The organism is Bradyrhizobium cedriense, from assembly GCF_054602315.1.
Map to the genome: position 1 here is coordinate 680830 of NZ_JBTSWB010000004.1, position 16210 is coordinate 697039.

The window sequence follows — 16210 nt, forward strand, 5'->3', positions numbered from 1 at the left end:
AGGATTTTGCATGCGTATTGCGATGATCGGCACGGGCTATGTGGGACTGGTGTCGGGAGCGTGCTTTGCGGATTTCGGCCACGACGTCACCTGCGTCGACAAGGACGAGAAGAAGATCGCGGCGCTTCATCGCGGCGAAATCCCGATCTACGAGCCCGGGCTGGACGAACTGGTGGCGAACAACGTCAAAGCCAAGCGGCTGGATTTCACCACCGAGCTGACCAAGCCGGTGGCGGAGGCTGATGCCGTGTTCATCGCGGTCGGCACGCCGTCGCGCCGCGGCGATGGTCACGCTGACCTCTCCTACGTCTACGCCGCCGCCCGCGAGATCGCGCAGTCGCTGTCCGGCTTCACCGTGGTGGTGACGAAATCGACCGTGCCGGTCGGTACCGGCGACGAAGTCGAACGCATCATCCGCGAAGCCAATCCAAAGGCCGACGTGGTCGTCGCCTCCAATCCGGAGTTCCTGCGCGAAGGCGCGGCGATCCGCGACTTCAAGTTCCCGGACCGCGTCGTGGTCGGCACCGCGGATGAACGCGGCCGCAAGGTGATGGGCGATATCTATCGCCCGCTGTCATTGAACCAGGCGCCGCTGATGTTCACCACGCGCCGCACCGCCGAGATGATCAAATACGCCGCGAATGCGTTCCTCGCGACCAAGATCACCTTCATCAACGAGATCGCCGATCTCTCCGAGAAGGCCGGCGCCAACGTCCAGGAGGTTGCGCGGGGCATCGGCCTCGACAATCGCATCGGCACCAAGTTCCTGCATGCAGGTCCCGGCTTCGGCGGCTCCTGCTTCCCGAAGGACACCAAGGCCTTGATCAAGATCGCGCAGGACTACGACGTGTCCTTGCGCATCGTCGAGTCCGTGCTCGCGGTCAACGAGAACCGCAAGCGGGCGATGGCGCGGAAAGTGAGCCAGGCGCTCGGCGGCTCGCTGCGCGGCAAGACCATCGCCGTGCTCGGCCTCACCTTCAAGCCCGACACCGACGACATGCGCGATGCGCCGTCGATCCCGCTGGTGACCGGCCTGATCGACATGGGCGCCAGAGTGAAGGCGTTCGACCCCGTCGGCATGGAGCAGGCAAAGGGCGAGCTGCCCGATATCACCTATTGCGAGGACGCTTATTCCTGCGCGCAAGGCGCCGATGCGCTCGTCATCGTCACCGAATGGGTGCAGTTCCGCGCGCTCGATCTCGATCGGCTGAAGGCCACCATGGCGCAGCCGGTCGTCGTCGACTTGCGCAACATCTATCGCCCGGAGGACATGGAAGCCGCCGGCTTCACCTACGAGAGCGTCGGCCGGCCGCCGGTGCAGGGCTGATCGCGGCTCGCTATCCGAGAAATCCGTCGCCGCCGGGCTTGTCCCGGCCATCCACGTCTGTTTTCTAATCCAGGACGTGGATGCCCGCACGAAGGCCGGCATGACGAGTGGATAGATTTTGCCCCGCAGCTTCGACACGCCCCTCCCGATCGATGCCGTGCTCGACGATCTCTCGCGCACGCTGGAGACCCACAACGCCGCCGTGCTGGTGGCGCCGCCGGGCGCCGGCAAGACCACGCGGGTGCCGCTGGCGTTGCTGGATGCGCCTTGGGCAAAAGGCAAGAAGATCATCGTGCTGGAGCCGCGCCGCATCGCCGCGCGTGCCAGCGCGGACCGCATGGCCAGATCGCTTGGCGAGCGCACTGGCGAAACCGTCGGTTACCGCGTCCGCTTCGGCTCCAAGATCTCGCGCGCGACGCGCATCGAGGTGGTGACCGAAGGCATCTTCACTCGCCAGATCCTCGACGACCCCGAGCTTTCGGGCGTCGCCGCGATCCTGTTCGACGAATTCCACGAGCGCTCGCTCGATGCCGATCTCGGCCTCGCGCTTGCCCGCGATGCGCAAACCGGGCTGCGCGAGGATATCCGCATCCTCGTGATGTCGGCCACGCTCGACGGCGCGCGCGTCGCCAAATTGCTCGGCGATGCGCCGGTCGTCGAAAGCGAGGGGCGCGCCTTTCCGGTGGAGACGCGCTATCTCGGCCGCAAGGTAGACGCTCCGATCGAGCGGCAGATGGCGGATGCGATTGCGTCGGCGCTGCGCGCCGACAGCGGATCGGTGCTGGCGTTCCTGCCGGGCGCGGCCGAAATCCGCCGCACCCAGAATTTTCTCGGCGAGCGCGTGCAGGATGCCTCGATCGAGATCGTGCCGCTGTTCGGCGCACTCGATGCCGCCGTGCAGGACCGCGCCATCGCGCCGGCCCCCAAGGGCACGCGCAAGGTGGTGCTGGCGACCTCGATCGCGGAGACCTCGCTGACCATCGAAGGCGTGCGCATCGTGGTCGATTCCGGCCTCGCCCGGGTGCCGCGTTATGAGCCCGACATCGGCCTGACGCGGCTCGAGACGGTGCGCGCCTCGCGCGCGGCGGTGGACCAGCGCCGCGGCCGCGCCGGCCGCACCGAGCCCGGCGTCTGCTACCGGCTCTGGGACGAGCCGCAGACCGCTTCGCTCGCAGCCTACACCCAGCCGGAAATCCTCAGCGCCGATCTGTCCTCGCTGGTGCTCGATCTCGCGCAATGGGGCATCAGCGATCCCGCAGCGCTGTCGTTCCTCGATCCGCCGCCGCAGCCGGCCTGGAAGGAAGCGAAGAGCCTGCTGACTGAGCTCAACGCGCTCGATGACGACGGCCGCATGACGGCAGAAGGCAAGAGCCTGCGTTCGCTGGCGCTGCCGCCGCGGCTGGCGCGCATGATCGTCGATTCGCATCGTGCAGGCAGCGGCGAGGCCGCCGCCGAGATCGCGGCCATCATCACCGAGCGCGGGCTCGGCGGCGACAGCGTCGATCTCGAGCACCGGCGCGACCAGTTCCGCCGCGACCGCTCGCCGCGCGCGGCGAGCGCGCGCGATCTGGCGCGGCGCTGGGCCTCGCAGGTGGCCGCGTCGGAGAAGGCCGGGCAGCAGGAGGATCTCTCGGCTGGGTTGATGCTCGCCTATGCCTTTCCGGATCGCGTCGCGCGCAACCGCGGCAATGGCAGTTTCGTGCTCGCCAACGGCCGCGGCGCCGCCGTCGAGCAGACATCCTCGCTCGCCCGCGCGCCTTACATCGCGATCGGCGAGATGACGGGAACGGCGGCGAGCGGACGCATCCTGCTCGCGGCGCAGATCACGCAGGACGAGATCGAGCGGCATTTCGCCGAGCATATCGAGAGCGCCGACGAGATCTCGTTCGATCGCGGCGCGATGGCGCTGCGCGCGCGGCGCAAGCGCCTGCTGCACGCGATCACGCTGTCCGAGGCGACACTTGCCGTATCGCCCTCGGAGGATACCGCGCGCATCCTTGCCGATGGGCTGATCGCGGCCGGCCTCGACCGGCTGCCCTGGTCGAAGGCGGCCAAGCAATGGCGCGACCGCGTGATGTTCCTGCGCAAGGCCGAGGGCGAGGGCTGGCCCGATCTCTCCGACGAGGGCCTGATCGCACGCCGCGACGATTGGCTGGTGCCGGCGCTCTACGACAAGATCGCGCTCAAGGATATCTCCGCCGGAGATCTCTCCGATGCGCTGATGGCGTTGCTGCCCTGGGAGATGCGTGCGCGGCTCGATCGCGAGGCGCCGACCCATTTCGAGGCGCCCACCGGAAGCGCGCTCGCGATCGACTACGAGGCCGAGCAGGGGCCGACGATCGCGGTGCGGCTTCAGGAGTTGTTCGGCCTCAACACCCATCCGTCGATCGCCGCCGGCAAGGTGCCGCTGGTGCTGGAATTGCTGTCGCCGGCCCAGCGTTCGGTGCAGGTGACGCGCGATCTCCCCGGCTTCTGGCGCGGAAGCTACAATGCGGTACGCTCCGACCTGCGCGGCCGTTATCCGCGCCATCCCTGGCCGGATGATCCCGCCAATGCGCTGCCGACCAGGCGGGCAAAGCCGCGCGGGACGTGAGAGTTAGAGCCCCGCATTAACCGTTCGCTCATCCTTTTCGCCAAAATGACGACCTTCTGGCCGTGGCTGCGCTCGCGGGCGGGAAGTTTGCGTGGTGAAATCGAGCTTTCCGGCTCGGAAGTGGTGTGATGCGTAACATTATGATCTTCGCGGCCGTGATGATCGGCCTCGGTACCTTCATGGCCCAGATGGCGGACAAGATGAGCTCCGCCTCCGCCACCTCGGTGTCCCGCACGACGGTGGCCGTTGCCTCCACCGCGCCGGCCGGCGGCCGCAGCCTCAGCATTCCGCGCGACGGCCGCGGTCATTTCCAGGCCGAGGGACGGGTCGACGGCCAGCGCATCGGCTTCATGATCGACACCGGCGCCTCCGTCGTTGCGCTCAACGAGACCTCGGCCGCCCGCTTCGGCCTGCGTCCCTCGCGCGGCGAGTACACCGCCACTGTCTCGACCGCCAACGGCACCGTCAAGGCCGCGCGTACCCGTATCGCCATGCTGGATGTCGGCGGTCTCATCGTGCGTGACGTCGATGCCATGGTGCTGCCGGACGCGGCGCTCTCGGAGAACCTGCTCGGCCTCTCCTTCCTGTCCCGCCTGAAGCGCTTCGAATATTCCAACGGCCAGATGGTGCTGGAGCAGTAGGGCCAGCCCGCGCGATCGCGACCGTCCATTTCAAGAGAATATCTTTGCTCCGGCCGCCCTCGCGGTAACGCTTCTTCGTTACCAAACTGCCGCAATTTACGGCCATAAGCCTTCAATCCCGCCTTCCGCTGCGGCCCGGCATTCGCTAAGGCTGCAGCAAATCCTGCCCCCCTTTTCACGAGACCGTCTCAAATGTTCCCGAAGCCGAAATCCGTATTGTTGCCCAACACCTACGCCTTCGAATCCGAGCCGATGGTGAAGCCGACGGGCTTTCGCGAGTACGACGCGCGCTGGTTGTTCCAGAAGGAAATCAACCTGATGGGTGTGCAGGCGCTCGGCATGGGGCTGGGCGCGCTGATCGCCGAGCTCGGCGTCAGGCAGGAGATCGTCACCGGCCACGATTTCCGCGGCTATTCGGCCTCGATCAAATACGCGCTGATCTCCGGTCTGATGGCGGCGGGATGCAAGGTGCACGACATCGGACTCGCGGTGACGCCGATGGCCTATTTCGCGCAGTTCGATCTCGACGTGCCCTGCGTCGCCATGGTCACTGCCTCGCATAACGACAATGGCTGGACCGGCGTCAAGATGGGCGCCAACCGCCCGCTCACCTTCGGCCCCGACGAGATGACGCGGCTGAAGGAGATCGTGCTCAACGCGGAGTTCAAGAACAAGGCGGGCGGCTCCTATCAATTCCACGAGAACTATCCGGCGCGCTATATCGCCGACCTCACCGACCGTCCGAAGCTCAAGCGCAAGCTCAAGGTCGTCGCGGCCTGCGGCAACGGCACCGCCGGCGCGTTCGCGCCGCAGGTGCTGGAAGCGATCGGCTGCGAGGTGATTCCGCTCGACACAGAGCTCGACCACACATTCCCGAAATACAATCCGAATCCGGAAGACATGGAGATGCTGCACGCGATCCGCGACGCGGTGCTGCATCACAAGGCCGATGTCGGCCTCGGCTTCGACGGCGACGGCGACCGCTGCGGCGTCGTGGACGACACCGGCGAGGAGATCTTCGCCGACAAGGTCGGCGTGATGCTGGCGCGCGACATGTCGGCGATCCACAAGGACGCACATTTCATCGTCGACGTGAAATCGACCGGCCTCTTCATCACCGATCCGGTGCTGCAGAAGCAGGGCGCGAAGACCGCCTATTGGAAGACCGGCCATTCCTACATGAAGCGACGCACCAACGAGACGGGCGCGCTGGCGGGTTTCGAGAAGTCCGGCCATTTCTTCTTCAACAAGCCTTATGGACGCGGCTATGACGACGGCCTGGTCTCGGCGCTCGCGATCTGCGACATGCTCGACCGTGCGCCGGGCAAGTCGATGGCGGACCTGAAGAACGCGCTGCCGAAGACCTGGTCGTCGCCGACCATGTCACCACACTGCGCCGACGAGACCAAATACGGCGTCATCGACAAGGTGGTGAAGCACTTCGAAGGCCTGCAAGCGAAGGGCGCCCGGATCGGCGACCAGGCGATCCGCGATCTCGTCACCGTCAACGGCGTGCGCGTCACGGTCGAGGACGGCAGCTGGGGCCTGGTGCGCGCGTCCTCCAACAAGCCCGAGCTCGTCGTCGTGGTCGAGAGCCCGGTCTCCGAGCAGCGCATGCACGACATGTTCGAGATGGTGAACAGCGTGCTGCGTACCCATCCCGAGGTCGGCGAGTACAACCAGAAGATCTGAGCGCTATCGCGCTCAGCCTCCCGGCGGACCGAACAGCGCGCGGAGCTTCGCGCCCGCGCCCCGTGCCTTCCAGGCATCGCTCAGCATCGCAATCCATTCGCCGAGCGCGATCCGGATCGGGTTGAAGGATTGCACGCCGCCAACGAGGCCGAACCGGAGTGGCTGGTCCGACGGCCGTTCGGCAAAGGTCCCGAACAGCCGGTCGAACACGATCAGGATGCCGCCATAGTTCTTGTCGAGGCACGGCTCGTTGCAGGCATGATGCACGCGATGATGGCTCGGCGTGTTCAGCACCCATTCCAGCATGCCGAGCCTCGGCGCGAAATCGCTGTGGATGAAGAACTGATAGAGCAGGTTGATCCCGAGCATCGCCACGATCATGAACGGATGGAAGCCGATCAGCGCGAGCGGCAGGAAGAAGAGGAAGTTGCCGGAGATGTTGCCGGTCCAGCCGAGCCGGATCGCCGCCGTCAGGTTCAGCCGCGTCGTCGAGTGATGCACCGCATGCGTCGCCCACATCCAGCGAATGCGATGCGAGGCACGGTGCTGCCAATAGTACAGGAATTCGCTGCCCAGGAATAATCCTGCGAGCGCAAGCGGACCGGTCTGTGCAAAGTCGAACAGGCGGTGCTCGTACAGGAAGGTGAACGGCAGCGCGAGAGTCCCGGCCTCGACCGCGCGCAGCAAATTCTGCCCGAAGGCCACGCCGAACGATGCGACGCTCTCGCGCCAGTCGTGGGCTTCGCGATGGGCAAGCCGGCCGATGCCGTACTCGAGCAGCATCAGGCCGATCGCCGTCGCCAGGGCCACGTGCCGGAGCGTTGGGTCGAGCAGCAGAGAAGCATAAACCACGGCGCCCTCCTATTTCGGAGCGACGCCGGCTGTGACGGCGCTGTCCCTCAGCGCCTGCGCACGGGGCAACGCTCGTGCGCAGGCCGAGGTGAGCTGGCCGGCGTGAGATTGCAGGCAGGCGAGGATGCGTCCGCCACCCGGCGCGACGTCGCTGCAAAGTCGGTCATGGTCGGCGCGGCAGGCCTGCATGACGGTTCGCGCTTCGCTGCGCATCTGCGGCGTGATCTGCGTTTGCAGCTGGCTCTGGGCGACGGCGGAGGTCGAGGCGCCGAGGGCGACGATGGCTGCAGCTTGCGGCAGGAAACGGAAAATCGATGACACGGTGCTGGTCCTTTCCCATTCGACGAATCCGCCGTCGCCGCGCGGGGCTGACGCGGCGACGGCGGAGCAGCGTCAGCGCGAAACCGTGCCGCTGCGGGTGTAGGTGTTGCCCGCGGGACCGGTGCGAGTGACGCTGCGCGTGCAGCTTCCGTTGGCGCAGCTTCCCGTCGCGGTGACGTGGGACGTGCCGCGCGGCCCGGTCGCCGTCGCCGACCGCGTCCAGGCATTGGCGTCGGCCGCCGCGGCGACCGACAGGGTGCCGATGACGAGGGAGGTGAGGAAAAGCTTGGTCATGGTCGTCGTCTCCTTCTGGGGGGCTGCCGTGAGCGGGAGCCGTGCGGAGGAGACTGGGGCTGCGGCGTCTGCGCAGCATTGCCGGGACGAAACGATTTTTAGGGCTTTGTCGGCGCCATGTAACACTATGTAACAACGTCGCCGCAGCACTTGCGCGGCACACGCGGTCGTCCACAATGCGGCGATGACCGCACATTCGGCCACGATTCTCATGGTGGAGGACGATCCCGAGATCAGCCGCCTCGTCGCCGATTTCACGCGGCGCGAGGGGTTCGAGGTCGCCTGCGTCGCCGACGGCAAGGCAATGGATTCGATGCTGCAGCGCCTGCGGCCCGACCTCGTCATCCTCGATTTGATGCTGCCGGGCGAGGACGGGCTTTCGATCTGCCGCCGCTTGCGTGCCGACGACGCCATCCCGATCCTGATGCTCACCGCCAAGAGTGACGAGATCGATCGCGTGGTCGGTCTCGAGATGGGCGCGGACGACTACCTGACGAAGCCGTTCGGGCCGCGCGAGCTGCTGGCGCGCGTTCGCGCCATCCTGCGCCGTGCCAACGGGACTCCGGCAAAGCCGCTGGTCCGGCGTTTTGCGTTCGACCGCTTCGTGATAGATCTCGATGCACGCAGTGTCGAGACGACCGAGGCCGAGGCGCCGGAGCTGCAATTGACCAGCGCCGAGTTCGACCTGCTCGGCTGCTTCGTGCAGCGGCCGCGAAGGGTGCTCACGCGCGACCAGATCCTCGACTGGACCCGCGGACGTTCGGCCGAGCCGTTCGACCGCACCGTCGACATGCTGATCTCGCGCCTGCGCCGCAAGCTCGATGGCGCCAGCCCCGGCTCCAACCTGATCACCACGGTGCGCAACGGCGGCTATCTGTTCACCGCGTCCGTCAAGCAGGTGTCGTGATGCTGCGCGTGACGCTGGCCGCGCGGCTCGCCCTGATCGGACTGGTGGGATTCATCTTGGTGAGCACTGTGGTCGTTGCGATCTTCTACCGGACGACCCTGCGCGAAAACGAGCTGACACGGCCTTCACCCGCGCGTCTCGATGCGCTGGCCACGCTGTTGGAGCGAACGGACGCCGGTTCACGTCAAGCCGTGCTCGATGCGGTGTCTTCGCCGCAGTTCACGGTGCGCATCGTGCCGTCGGGCGCGCCGGTCGACGGCGAGACCCCGCAACAGCAGCAGGAACTGCGCGACACCTATGCGGCCGGCCTCGCGGGCCGCCCCGTTGAGATCGTGCCGCCGTCCGGTCATCGGGGCAGCCGGGTGTTTCCCCGCCTCGCGCGGTTGATGGCCAACGCGGTCGAATTCCGCATCGGCCTGCGCAGCGGCGAGTTGCTGATCATCGATGCCTATACCCGCCTGCCGGTCACCCCGTTCGGCCTGCCCGTCGGCTTCGGCGCTGGCCTGTTCGGGTCGGTCGTGGCGCTGCTGGCGCTGCTCGTCATGCAACGCGAGACGCGGCCGCTGGCTCGGCTCGCCGCCGCCGTCGATCGTGTCGACCTGTCGGCCGATCCGCCGCCGCTGCCGGATGCGCGACGCAGCGCGCCGGAGATCCGCGCCGTCATCGCCGCGTTCAACCGCCTGCAGGGACGGCTTGCCGAGATGCTGCGCGCGCGCATGACGCTGGTTGGGGGCATCGCCCATGACGTCAGGACGTTTGCGACACGGCTGCGGCTGCGCGTCGAGCACATTCCCGACGATGCCGAGCGGCAGCGCGCAGTGGCCGATATCGACGACATGATCCGGCTGCTCGACGACGCCCTGCTGTCGACGCGGGCGGGCGCCGGCGGGCTGTCGCAGGAAATGGTCGAGCTTGCCGGGCTGGTGGGGGTCGACGTTCACGACCGCCGCGTCCAGGGCGCAGCGGTCGATCTGGTCGCGGACGAGCGTGCGCGCAATGTCGTCGTTCTCGGCGACCGGCTCGCCCTGCGGCGGGTCTTCGCCAATATCCTCGACAACGCGCTCGCCTATGGCCATGCCGCCCATGTGCGCACGGCCCTGAAGGACGGTGCCGTCGTGGTGTCGATTGACGATGAGGGGCCGGGCATTCCCGCCGATCAGCGGCAGACCGTGCTGGAGCCGTTCCACCGGATGGAGAAGTCGCGCAATCGCGCGACCGGCGGTGCCGGACTTGGCCTCGCCGTGGTCCGCAACCTGGTCGAGGCCCATGGCGGGACGATCGAGATCGGCGCGGCCCCGGGCGGAGGCACGCGCGTCAGCGTCACGCTGCCGGTATTTCAGCCGGGTTGAAGCGCTTTCGAGCGAAGTGGATACCGGTTCGCGTGAAGAAAACGCGTCAAAATAACAATCGGCGTCAGGCCACCATCGCGGGAATCGGCAACGCGGTGACCGACTTGATCTTCTCCATCGCGAAGCGTGAGGTGACGTTCTTCAGCGGCACGGCGCTGATCAGCTTTTTGTAGAACACGTCATAGGCCTGCATGTCCGCGACCACGACGCGCAGCATGTAGTCGACGTCGCCGGCCATGCGATAGAACTCCATCACCTCGGGCATGGCGCTGACGGCTTCGGCGAACCGCTTCAGCCAGGCATCGGAATGGTCGGCGCTCTCGACCGACACGAACACGGAAATGCCGAGCCCGATCTTGTTCTGATCGACGAGCGCCACGCGCTTGATGATCACGCCATCGGCCTCCAGGCGCTGGATGCGCTTCCAGCAGGGGGTCGACGACAGGCCGACGCGGTCGCCGATCTCGGCGACAGAGAGGGAGGCATCCTCCTGGAGGACCATCAGGATCTTGCGGTCGATGGCATCGAGGCGGCGGCTGGTCTCGGGAATCTGGACGGCGACATCAGTCATTTGAAGAACTTTGTTTCATTTTACGAGCCGATTCTCTTGATATAGAGAATATCCTTCCACGGCAAGCCTATAGTCTTCGCGCCGCGGTTGAATTGCCCTCGGGCGGGTCTCGCAAAAAGTCTTCAACTTCAATGCGTTGCGGAGCGGCCAGACCGCCGCCATGGCGGCTGCATTTCAGCGCAGCGGCGGCCGAGGCGAATCGCAGCGCTTCCCGCGCCCCTTCGCCCTCGGCAAGCCGGAGTGTGAAGGCGCCATGGAAGACGTCACCGGCACCAAGCGTGTCGACCGCCTGGACCGGGAAGGCCGGCGTTTCCTCCAGCTCGCCCTTTTCGTTCAGCCAGATCGTGCCATGCGGGCCGCTCGTGGCCGCGATGAAGGCCGGCGTCAGCCCGGCCAGAAGCTTCAGCGCCTCGCGGTCGCCGGCGATGCCGGCCGTCTCCTGCAGCTGCGCGCTGGCGAACAACAGATGCGAGGCGGCGGTGAGCAGGCCGTCCTGCAACGCCATCGCGCGATCGACGCCGACGATGACGGGAATGCCGCGCTGCCGTGCCTCGGCGCAGAGGGTGGTTGCGAACGCCGCGCACCGGCTTTCGACGAGGACCGCCCGGCAGTCGGCGAGCAATTCGTCGGTGTCGGGCAGTTTCGCGCGCCACAGGCCGGGATCGCGATAGATGGTGAGTGTCCGCTCGCCGGATGGCTCGATCATGATCGCCGAGATCGGCGTGGTCATATCAGGCATGCGCACGATGTGCGTGATGTCGATGCCCTCCTGCGTCATTCGCTCCAGGATGAAGCCGCTCGACGTCTCGCCGGCATCGCCCATCGGCCCGGTGAACGCGACGCGGCCGCCGAGCCGCGCGATGGAGATCGCCGCATTGAGCGCGTTGCCGCCGCAAATCTCTGCGAGATGGCAGGCGTTCGCCTTACTGCCGCGTTCGGGCAGGGCGTCGACGCGAAAAATCAGGTCCCGCACCGGCATGCCGATGCAGAGGACCCGCGGCGCGACGCCGGCCATCGATGGCCTCCGCTCAGGCACCGCTCTTGTCGTGCACCCAGCGGCCGAGCAGATGATGAGCGATGGCGAAGGGATGCGGCCCGGCGAGCCCATCGGGATGCGTCCGCGTCAGCATGAGGGCTGCTTCTTCGCGCGTGAACCAGCGCGCGTCTTCCAGCTCCATGCGATCGACGACGATGTCCTCGTTCAGCGCCCGAGCGCTGCAGCCGATCATGAGCGACGACGGATAGGGCCAGGGCTGAGTCATGTAATACTGCACGTCGGTGCAGCGAATACCGGACTCTTCGAGGATCTCGCGGCGCACCGCGTCCTCGATGGTCTCGGCCGCCTCGACGAAGCCGGCAAGGCACGAATACATGCCGGGCGGAAACTGCTTCTGGCGGCCGAGCAGGCATTTGTCGCCGGAGGCCACCAGCATGATCACGACCGGGTCGGTGCGCGGAAAGTGCTCGGCCTTGCAGGCCGGGCAGTCGCGCTTCCAGCCGCCTTCCTTCATCGCACTGCGCGTGCCGCAATTGGCACAATAGCCGTGGCGCTGATGCCAGCTTACCATCGACTTCGCCAGGGCGATTGCCGAGAGCTCGTCGGGGGGAATTACGCCCTGCATCGCCATGCCGCGCAGCTCGGTCACCGTGTAGTCCTCGCGGCCGACCAGCTTCTCGGCGGCGGCCTGCGACAGCCCCATGCCGAACATGGCGGCGCCTTCGCGAAGCCCGAGGAAAATCGTGCCGGGATTGGCGCCGCACTTCAGCGCCTCGTCGATCGAGAGCCGCGCGCGCACCGTCTCGCCCTCGCGCTTCACCAGGAGCGAGTCGCGATAGACGACATAGGCGCGCGATGACGGCTTCTGCTCCATCGCGAACAGCTTTTCGTCGTCGCGGCGCAGATGCGCGGCGCGGTCGAGAATGTTGGTGACGAAGGCCGGCTGCCCCAGCGGAAACGCATCGAATGCTGACATTTCTTGCTCTTTCAACCCAACCAGATCTTGCGGCGGAGCGCGCTGATGAAATTCTGCACTTCAGTGGCGTCGTGCGCCAGCGGCTGCATCACGCCCCAGACCGGGCGTGGCCAGGCCGCGTCACTGGTCCGGCGTGCGATGACGTGAACATGAAGCTGCGGCACGAGGTTGCCGAGCGCGGCGATGTTGAGCTTGTCGCATCGGGTGATCTCCTTCAGCGCGCGCGAGACGCGGGAGATCTCGGTCATCAGCTGCGCCTGCTGCACCTCGTCGAGATCGATGATCTCGACCGCGTCGGGCCGTCGCGGTACCAGCAGCAGCCAGGGATAGTGCGCGTCCTTGATGACCAGCACCTTCGACAGCGGCAGGTCGCCGATGTCGATGGTATCCTCTTTCAGGCGGGAGTGCAGCGACCAGGCGGGTTCGAGCATGAAGACCTTCTCGTGATGATTCCTACCGTCGCAGAGAGCACGGCCCCGGACAATAACCGTGATACGCGGTTGCATCGGGGCGGGCATGCCAATCCGGTCGGACTGGCCGCGATCGGCCAGGCCGCCCGTCTGTCCGGCCTTGGGGGAACAGCCATACAGCCCGCTTGCTTTCCGCTTCCTTTGGCCCCAAATAGGGACCGGGAGATTGGCGGTGGACGAGCCACTCGCCAACCGGGTCAGGTCCGGAAGGAAGCAGCCCTAACGAGGTCCGGATCGGGTCGCTCGTCAGTCTCCTACCTGTTTTTTCGAGCGAATTGCGCCGGCGGTCGCCCCGCCAGCGTGCTCCTTTCCGCAAGAGCCGGCCGAGAGAGATTTCATTGCGGATCGACCGATGACCGACGCTGGCGTCCCTCCCAATCCTGACAACGCCGGCCAGGCCGGCAACGCGCCTTACCGGGTGCTGGCGCGCAAATACCGCCCTTCCTCTTTTGACGACCTGATCGGCCAGGAGGCCGTGGTCCGCACCGTCTCCAACGCGTTCGAGACCGGGCGCATTCCACAGGCCTGGATTCTCACCGGCGTCCGCGGTGTCGGCAAGACCACCACCGCGCGCATCCTCGCCCGCGCGCTCAACTACGAGATGCCTGATGGCTCGGTGAAGGGCCCGACCATCCACATGCCGACGCTCGGGGTGCACTGCCAGGCGATCATGGAAAGCCGGCACATGGACGTGCTGGAGATGGACGCGGCATCCCACACCGGCGTCGACGACGTCCGCCAGATCAATGACAGCGTGCGCTATGCGCCGGCCAGCGCCCGCTACAAGGTCTACATCATCGACGAAGTTCACATGCTGTCGACGGCGGCGTTCAACGCCTTCCTGAAGACGCTGGAGGAGCCGCCGGAGCACGCCAAGTTCGTGTTCGCGACGACCGAGATCCGCAAGGTTCCGGTCACGGTGCTGTCGCGCTGCCAGCGCTTCGACCTGCGCCGCGTCGAAGCCGACGTGCTGATGAAGCACCTTGCCAACATCGCGGCCAGGGAAAACGTCGAGATCGAGCCGGAGGCGCTCGGCATCATCGCGCGGGCCGCCGAAGGCTCGGTACGCGATTCGCTGTCGCTGCTCGACCAGGCGATCGCGCATGCGGCCGGCACCGTCAAGGCCGATGCCGTCCGGCAGATGCTTGGGCTCGCCGACCGCACCCGCGTCATCGAGCTCTTCGATTCGCTGGTGCGCGGCGACATCGCCGCGGCATTCAAGGAGTTCCGCGACCAGTACGACGTCGGCGCCGATCCCATCGTCGTGCTCTCGGACCTTGCCGAATTCGTCAATTTCGTCACTCGCGTGAAGATCGTGCCGGCGACCGCCGACAACGTCGCCTATGGCGAGACGGAGCGGGTGCGAGCGCGCGACTTTGCGTCCAGGGTTTCCATGCGCGTGCTGTCGCGGATGTGGCAGATGCTGCTCAAGGGCATCGCCGAGGTGCAGGCTGCGACGCGACCTGCCGCAGCCGCCGAGATGGTGCTGGTGCGCATCGCCTATGTCGCCGACCTGCCCACGCCGGACGAAGCGATCAGGATGCTGGAGCAGAACGGCGGCGGCTCCCCGGTCGTGAACGGCGGCAGTGCCGCGCGCAGCGCGCCTTCGGCGCCGGTCGCGTCCGCGGCGCCTGTTCGCATGCCGACCGCCTCGCCCTCTTCGTTTGGTGGTGGGGCTGCCCGGCCGCAGATGGCCGCCCCAGTGCCGGACCCGCAAGCCGCCGCACCGCAGCTGCGCATCACCAGCTTCACCCAGCTCGTCGCGCTCGCCGGGCAGAAGCGCGACATCATGACCAAGAGCGCGCTCGAAGGCGACATGCGCCTCGTCCGGTTCGAGGAGGGCCGACTGGAAGTCGCGCTCGAGCCCAACGCCTCCAAGACCATGATCTCCGAGCTCGCGAAGAAGTTCGAGCTGTGGACCGGCCGCCGCTGGACCGTGATCGTCTCCAACGAGCAGGGCCAGCCGACGCTGCGCTCGCTGAATCAGGCGGCCAAGCAGGAGCATGCCCGTACCGCGGAAGCCGATCCGCGCGTGCAGGAGGTGCTGTCGCGTTTCCCCGGCGCCAAGGTCGTCGAGGTCCGCAGGCTTGCCCCCGAGACGCCGGAAACCAATATTAATGCAGACTATGGCAGTGACGATCCGCCCGACGGTTCCGACGGCGACGATCTCTAGCGCATGATCCGGAAAAGTGCGAAGCGGTTTTCCGATAAGATCATGCGCAAACAATATGCTAGGGCGCGATGATGTTCATAGCGCCTTAGCCTCTTTCAAGGACACGCGACCCATGGCTGATTTTCTCGGCATGATGAAGCAGGCGGCGCAACTGCAATCCAAGATGCAGGAGATGCAGGAGCAGCTCGCCAACGTCGAGGTCGAAGGCATCTCCGGCGGCGGCCTCGTCGCCGTGCGCATGACCGCGAAGATGGACGTGAAGGGCATCAAGATCGATCCCTCGCTGATGAAGGCGGAAGAGCGTGAGGTGCTGGAAGACCTGCTCGTCACCGCGCTCAGTGATGCCCGCCGCAAGGCCGAGACCGCCATGCAGGAGAAGATGCAGGCCCTCACCGGCGGGCTCGGCCTGCCGCCGGGGTTGTTCGGCCAGTAGTATGGGCGCGGTTGCAGGTCCTGAAATCGAGCGGCTGGTCCAGCTGCTCGCACGGCTGCCGGGCCTCGGCCCGCGCTCGGCGCGGCGCGCTGCGCTGCATCTGATCAAGAAACGCGAAGCGCTGATGATGCCGCTGTCGTCGGCGCTCCAGGTCGCGCTCGATAAGGTCCAGGTCTGCAAGACCTGCGGCAACATCGACACGCAGAATCCCTGCACGGTCTGCACCGATCCAAAGCGCGATCCCTCCATCATCGTCGTCGTTGCCGACGTCGCCGACCTCTGGGCGCTGGAGCGGGCCAATGCGACTCAAGGGCGCTATCATGTGCTGGGCGCGACATTGTCGCCGCTCGACGGCGTCGGCCCGCAGGACCTCACCATCGACGCATTGGTGGCGCGCGCGCATGATACGCAGGTGCACGAAATCATCCTGGCGCTGAATGCGACGGTCGACGGCCAGACGACGGCGCATTACATCACCGACCTGCTTCAGGACGCCAATGTGAAGGTGACGCGACTCGCCCATGGAGTTCCTGTCGGCGGCGAGCTTGATTATCTCGATGAAGGTACGCTATCGGCTGCGATGCGGCAGCGCACCCTGTTCTAGCCATCCAGAC

At 66.4% G+C, this 16210-nt stretch carries 16 protein-coding genes and 1 other RNA gene; 10 read left to right on the forward strand and 7 right to left on the reverse strand.

What is annotated here, in order from left to right:
• Positions 1-10 precede the first annotated feature (10 nt).
• The 4 genes from ACYCVF_RS19815 (at position 11) to ACYCVF_RS19830 (ending at position 6253) form a co-directional block, all read left to right on the forward strand.
• On the forward strand, positions 11-1327 hold the full coding sequence (locus ACYCVF_RS19815) for a UDP-glucose dehydrogenase family protein (RefSeq protein WP_459599130.1): 1317 nt from the start codon (positions 11-13) through the stop codon (positions 1325-1327).
• A gap of 118 nt (positions 1328-1445) precedes the next feature.
• Positions 1446-3920, forward strand: a complete 2475-nt coding sequence (hrpB, locus tag ACYCVF_RS19820) for an ATP-dependent helicase HrpB (protein ID WP_459599132.1) — start codon at positions 1446-1448, stop codon at positions 3918-3920.
• A gap of 128 nt (positions 3921-4048) precedes the next feature.
• Complete coding sequence (locus ACYCVF_RS19825) at positions 4049-4561, forward strand: TIGR02281 family clan AA aspartic protease (RefSeq protein ID WP_459599134.1); 513 nt, start codon at positions 4049-4051, stop codon at positions 4559-4561.
• Positions 4562-4753: 192 nt separating this feature from the next.
• Entirely contained in the window at positions 4754-6253 is a 1500-nt protein-coding gene (locus tag ACYCVF_RS19830) for a phosphomannomutase/phosphoglucomutase (RefSeq protein WP_459599136.1), read from the forward strand.
• Positions 6254-6265: 12 nt separating this feature from the next.
• On the opposite strand, the gene ACYCVF_RS19835 is transcribed toward ACYCVF_RS19830, so the two are convergent.
• The 3 genes from ACYCVF_RS19835 to ACYCVF_RS19845 form a co-directional block, all read right to left on the reverse strand.
• The gene (locus ACYCVF_RS19835; RefSeq protein WP_459599138.1) at positions 6266-7105 is read right to left on the reverse strand and encodes a sterol desaturase family protein; all 840 of its coding nucleotides are present in this window, start codon (positions 7103-7105) and stop codon (positions 6266-6268) included.
• Positions 7106-7114: 9 nt separating this feature from the next.
• Complete coding sequence (locus tag ACYCVF_RS19840; protein WP_459599140.1) at positions 7115-7426, reverse strand: cysteine rich repeat-containing protein; 312 nt, start codon at positions 7424-7426, stop codon at positions 7115-7117.
• Positions 7427-7498: 72 nt separating this feature from the next.
• Positions 7499-7720 (reverse strand): hypothetical protein, encoded by a 222-nt coding sequence (locus ACYCVF_RS19845; protein ID WP_459599142.1) that lies wholly within the window; start codon positions 7718-7720, stop codon positions 7499-7501.
• Between the two features lie 184 nt (positions 7721-7904).
• Between ACYCVF_RS19845 and ACYCVF_RS19850 the strand changes: the two genes are divergently transcribed.
• Positions 7905-8627, forward strand: coding sequence for a response regulator (locus ACYCVF_RS19850; protein ID WP_459599144.1), 723 nt, complete (start codon positions 7905-7907; stop codon positions 8625-8627).
• Positions 8627-9976 (forward strand): sensor histidine kinase, encoded by a 1350-nt coding sequence (locus tag ACYCVF_RS19855; protein WP_459599146.1) that lies wholly within the window; start codon positions 8627-8629, stop codon positions 9974-9976. The genes ACYCVF_RS19850 and ACYCVF_RS19855 overlap by 1 nt, the downstream gene beginning before the upstream one ends.
• A 64-nt stretch (positions 9977-10040) precedes the next feature.
• Here ACYCVF_RS19855 and ACYCVF_RS19860 read toward each other — a convergent pair whose 3' ends face one another.
• From ACYCVF_RS19860 to ACYCVF_RS19875, 4 genes are all read right to left on the reverse strand, one after another.
• Complete coding sequence (locus ACYCVF_RS19860) at positions 10041-10547, reverse strand: Lrp/AsnC family transcriptional regulator (protein ID WP_459599148.1); 507 nt, start codon at positions 10545-10547, stop codon at positions 10041-10043.
• 67 nt (positions 10548-10614) lie between these two features.
• Positions 10615-11562 (reverse strand): sugar kinase, encoded by a 948-nt coding sequence (locus ACYCVF_RS19865; protein WP_459599150.1) that lies wholly within the window; start codon positions 11560-11562, stop codon positions 10615-10617.
• A gap of 13 nt (positions 11563-11575) precedes the next feature.
• Entirely contained in the window at positions 11576-12520 is a 945-nt protein-coding gene (gene nudC, locus ACYCVF_RS19870) for an NAD(+) diphosphatase (RefSeq protein ID WP_459599152.1), read from the reverse strand.
• 11 nt (positions 12521-12531) lie between these two features.
• Complete coding sequence (locus ACYCVF_RS19875; protein ID WP_459599154.1) at positions 12532-12951, reverse strand: HIT domain-containing protein; 420 nt, start codon at positions 12949-12951, stop codon at positions 12532-12534.
• 200 nt (positions 12952-13151) lie between these two features.
• On the opposite strand from ACYCVF_RS19875, the gene ffs reads away from it, so the two are divergent.
• The 4 genes from ffs (at position 13152) to recR (ending at position 16200) form a co-directional block, all read left to right on the forward strand.
• Positions 13152-13248, forward strand: an RNA gene (gene ffs, locus ACYCVF_RS19880) — signal recognition particle sRNA small type.
• Between the two features lie 94 nt (positions 13249-13342).
• Positions 13343-15163 carry a DNA polymerase III subunit gamma/tau gene (locus ACYCVF_RS19885; protein WP_459599156.1) on the forward strand — a complete coding sequence of 607 codons (1821 nt, stop codon included), beginning with the start codon at positions 13343-13345 and terminating at the stop codon, positions 15161-15163.
• 112 nt (positions 15164-15275) lie between these two features.
• On the forward strand, positions 15276-15596 hold the full coding sequence (locus tag ACYCVF_RS19890) for a YbaB/EbfC family nucleoid-associated protein (RefSeq protein ID WP_028176358.1): 321 nt from the start codon (positions 15276-15278) through the stop codon (positions 15594-15596).
• Position 15597: 1 nt separating this feature from the next.
• Positions 15598-16200, forward strand: coding sequence for a recombination mediator RecR (gene recR / locus ACYCVF_RS19895; RefSeq protein WP_459599159.1), 603 nt, complete (start codon positions 15598-15600; stop codon positions 16198-16200).
• The last annotated feature ends 10 nt before the right edge of the window (positions 16201-16210 follow it).

Coding starts and splice junctions, on each gene's coding strand:
- ACYCVF_RS19855 (WP_459599146.1), top strand. CDS start 8,627: ATGCTGCGCGTGACGCTGGCCGCGCGGCTCGCCCTGATCGGACTGGTG.
- recR (WP_459599159.1), top strand. CDS start 15,598: ATGGGCGCGGTTGCAGGTCCTGAAATCGAGCGGCTGGTCCAGCTGCTC.
- ACYCVF_RS19815 (WP_459599130.1), top strand. CDS start 11: ATGCGTATTGCGATGATCGGCACGGGCTATGTGGGACTGGTGTCGGGA.
- nudC (WP_459599152.1), bottom strand. CDS start 12,520: ATGTCAGCATTCGATGCGTTTCCGCTGGGGCAGCCGGCCTTCGTCACC.
- ACYCVF_RS19830 (WP_459599136.1), top strand. CDS start 4,754: ATGTTCCCGAAGCCGAAATCCGTATTGTTGCCCAACACCTACGCCTTC.
- ACYCVF_RS19885 (WP_459599156.1), top strand. CDS start 13,343: ATGACCGACGCTGGCGTCCCTCCCAATCCTGACAACGCCGGCCAGGCC.
- ACYCVF_RS19850 (WP_459599144.1), top strand. CDS start 7,905: ATGACCGCACATTCGGCCACGATTCTCATGGTGGAGGACGATCCCGAG.
- ACYCVF_RS19860 (WP_459599148.1), bottom strand. CDS start 10,547: ATGACTGATGTCGCCGTCCAGATTCCCGAGACCAGCCGCCGCCTCGAT.
- ACYCVF_RS19845 (WP_459599142.1), bottom strand. CDS start 7,720: ATGACCAAGCTTTTCCTCACCTCCCTCGTCATCGGCACCCTGTCGGTC.
- ACYCVF_RS19890 (WP_028176358.1), top strand. CDS start 15,276: ATGGCTGATTTTCTCGGCATGATGAAGCAGGCGGCGCAACTGCAATCC.
- ACYCVF_RS19875 (WP_459599154.1), bottom strand. CDS start 12,951: ATGCTCGAACCCGCCTGGTCGCTGCACTCCCGCCTGAAAGAGGATACC.
- ACYCVF_RS19865 (WP_459599150.1), bottom strand. CDS start 11,562: ATGGCCGGCGTCGCGCCGCGGGTCCTCTGCATCGGCATGCCGGTGCGG.
- ACYCVF_RS19825 (WP_459599134.1), top strand. CDS start 4,049: ATGCGTAACATTATGATCTTCGCGGCCGTGATGATCGGCCTCGGTACC.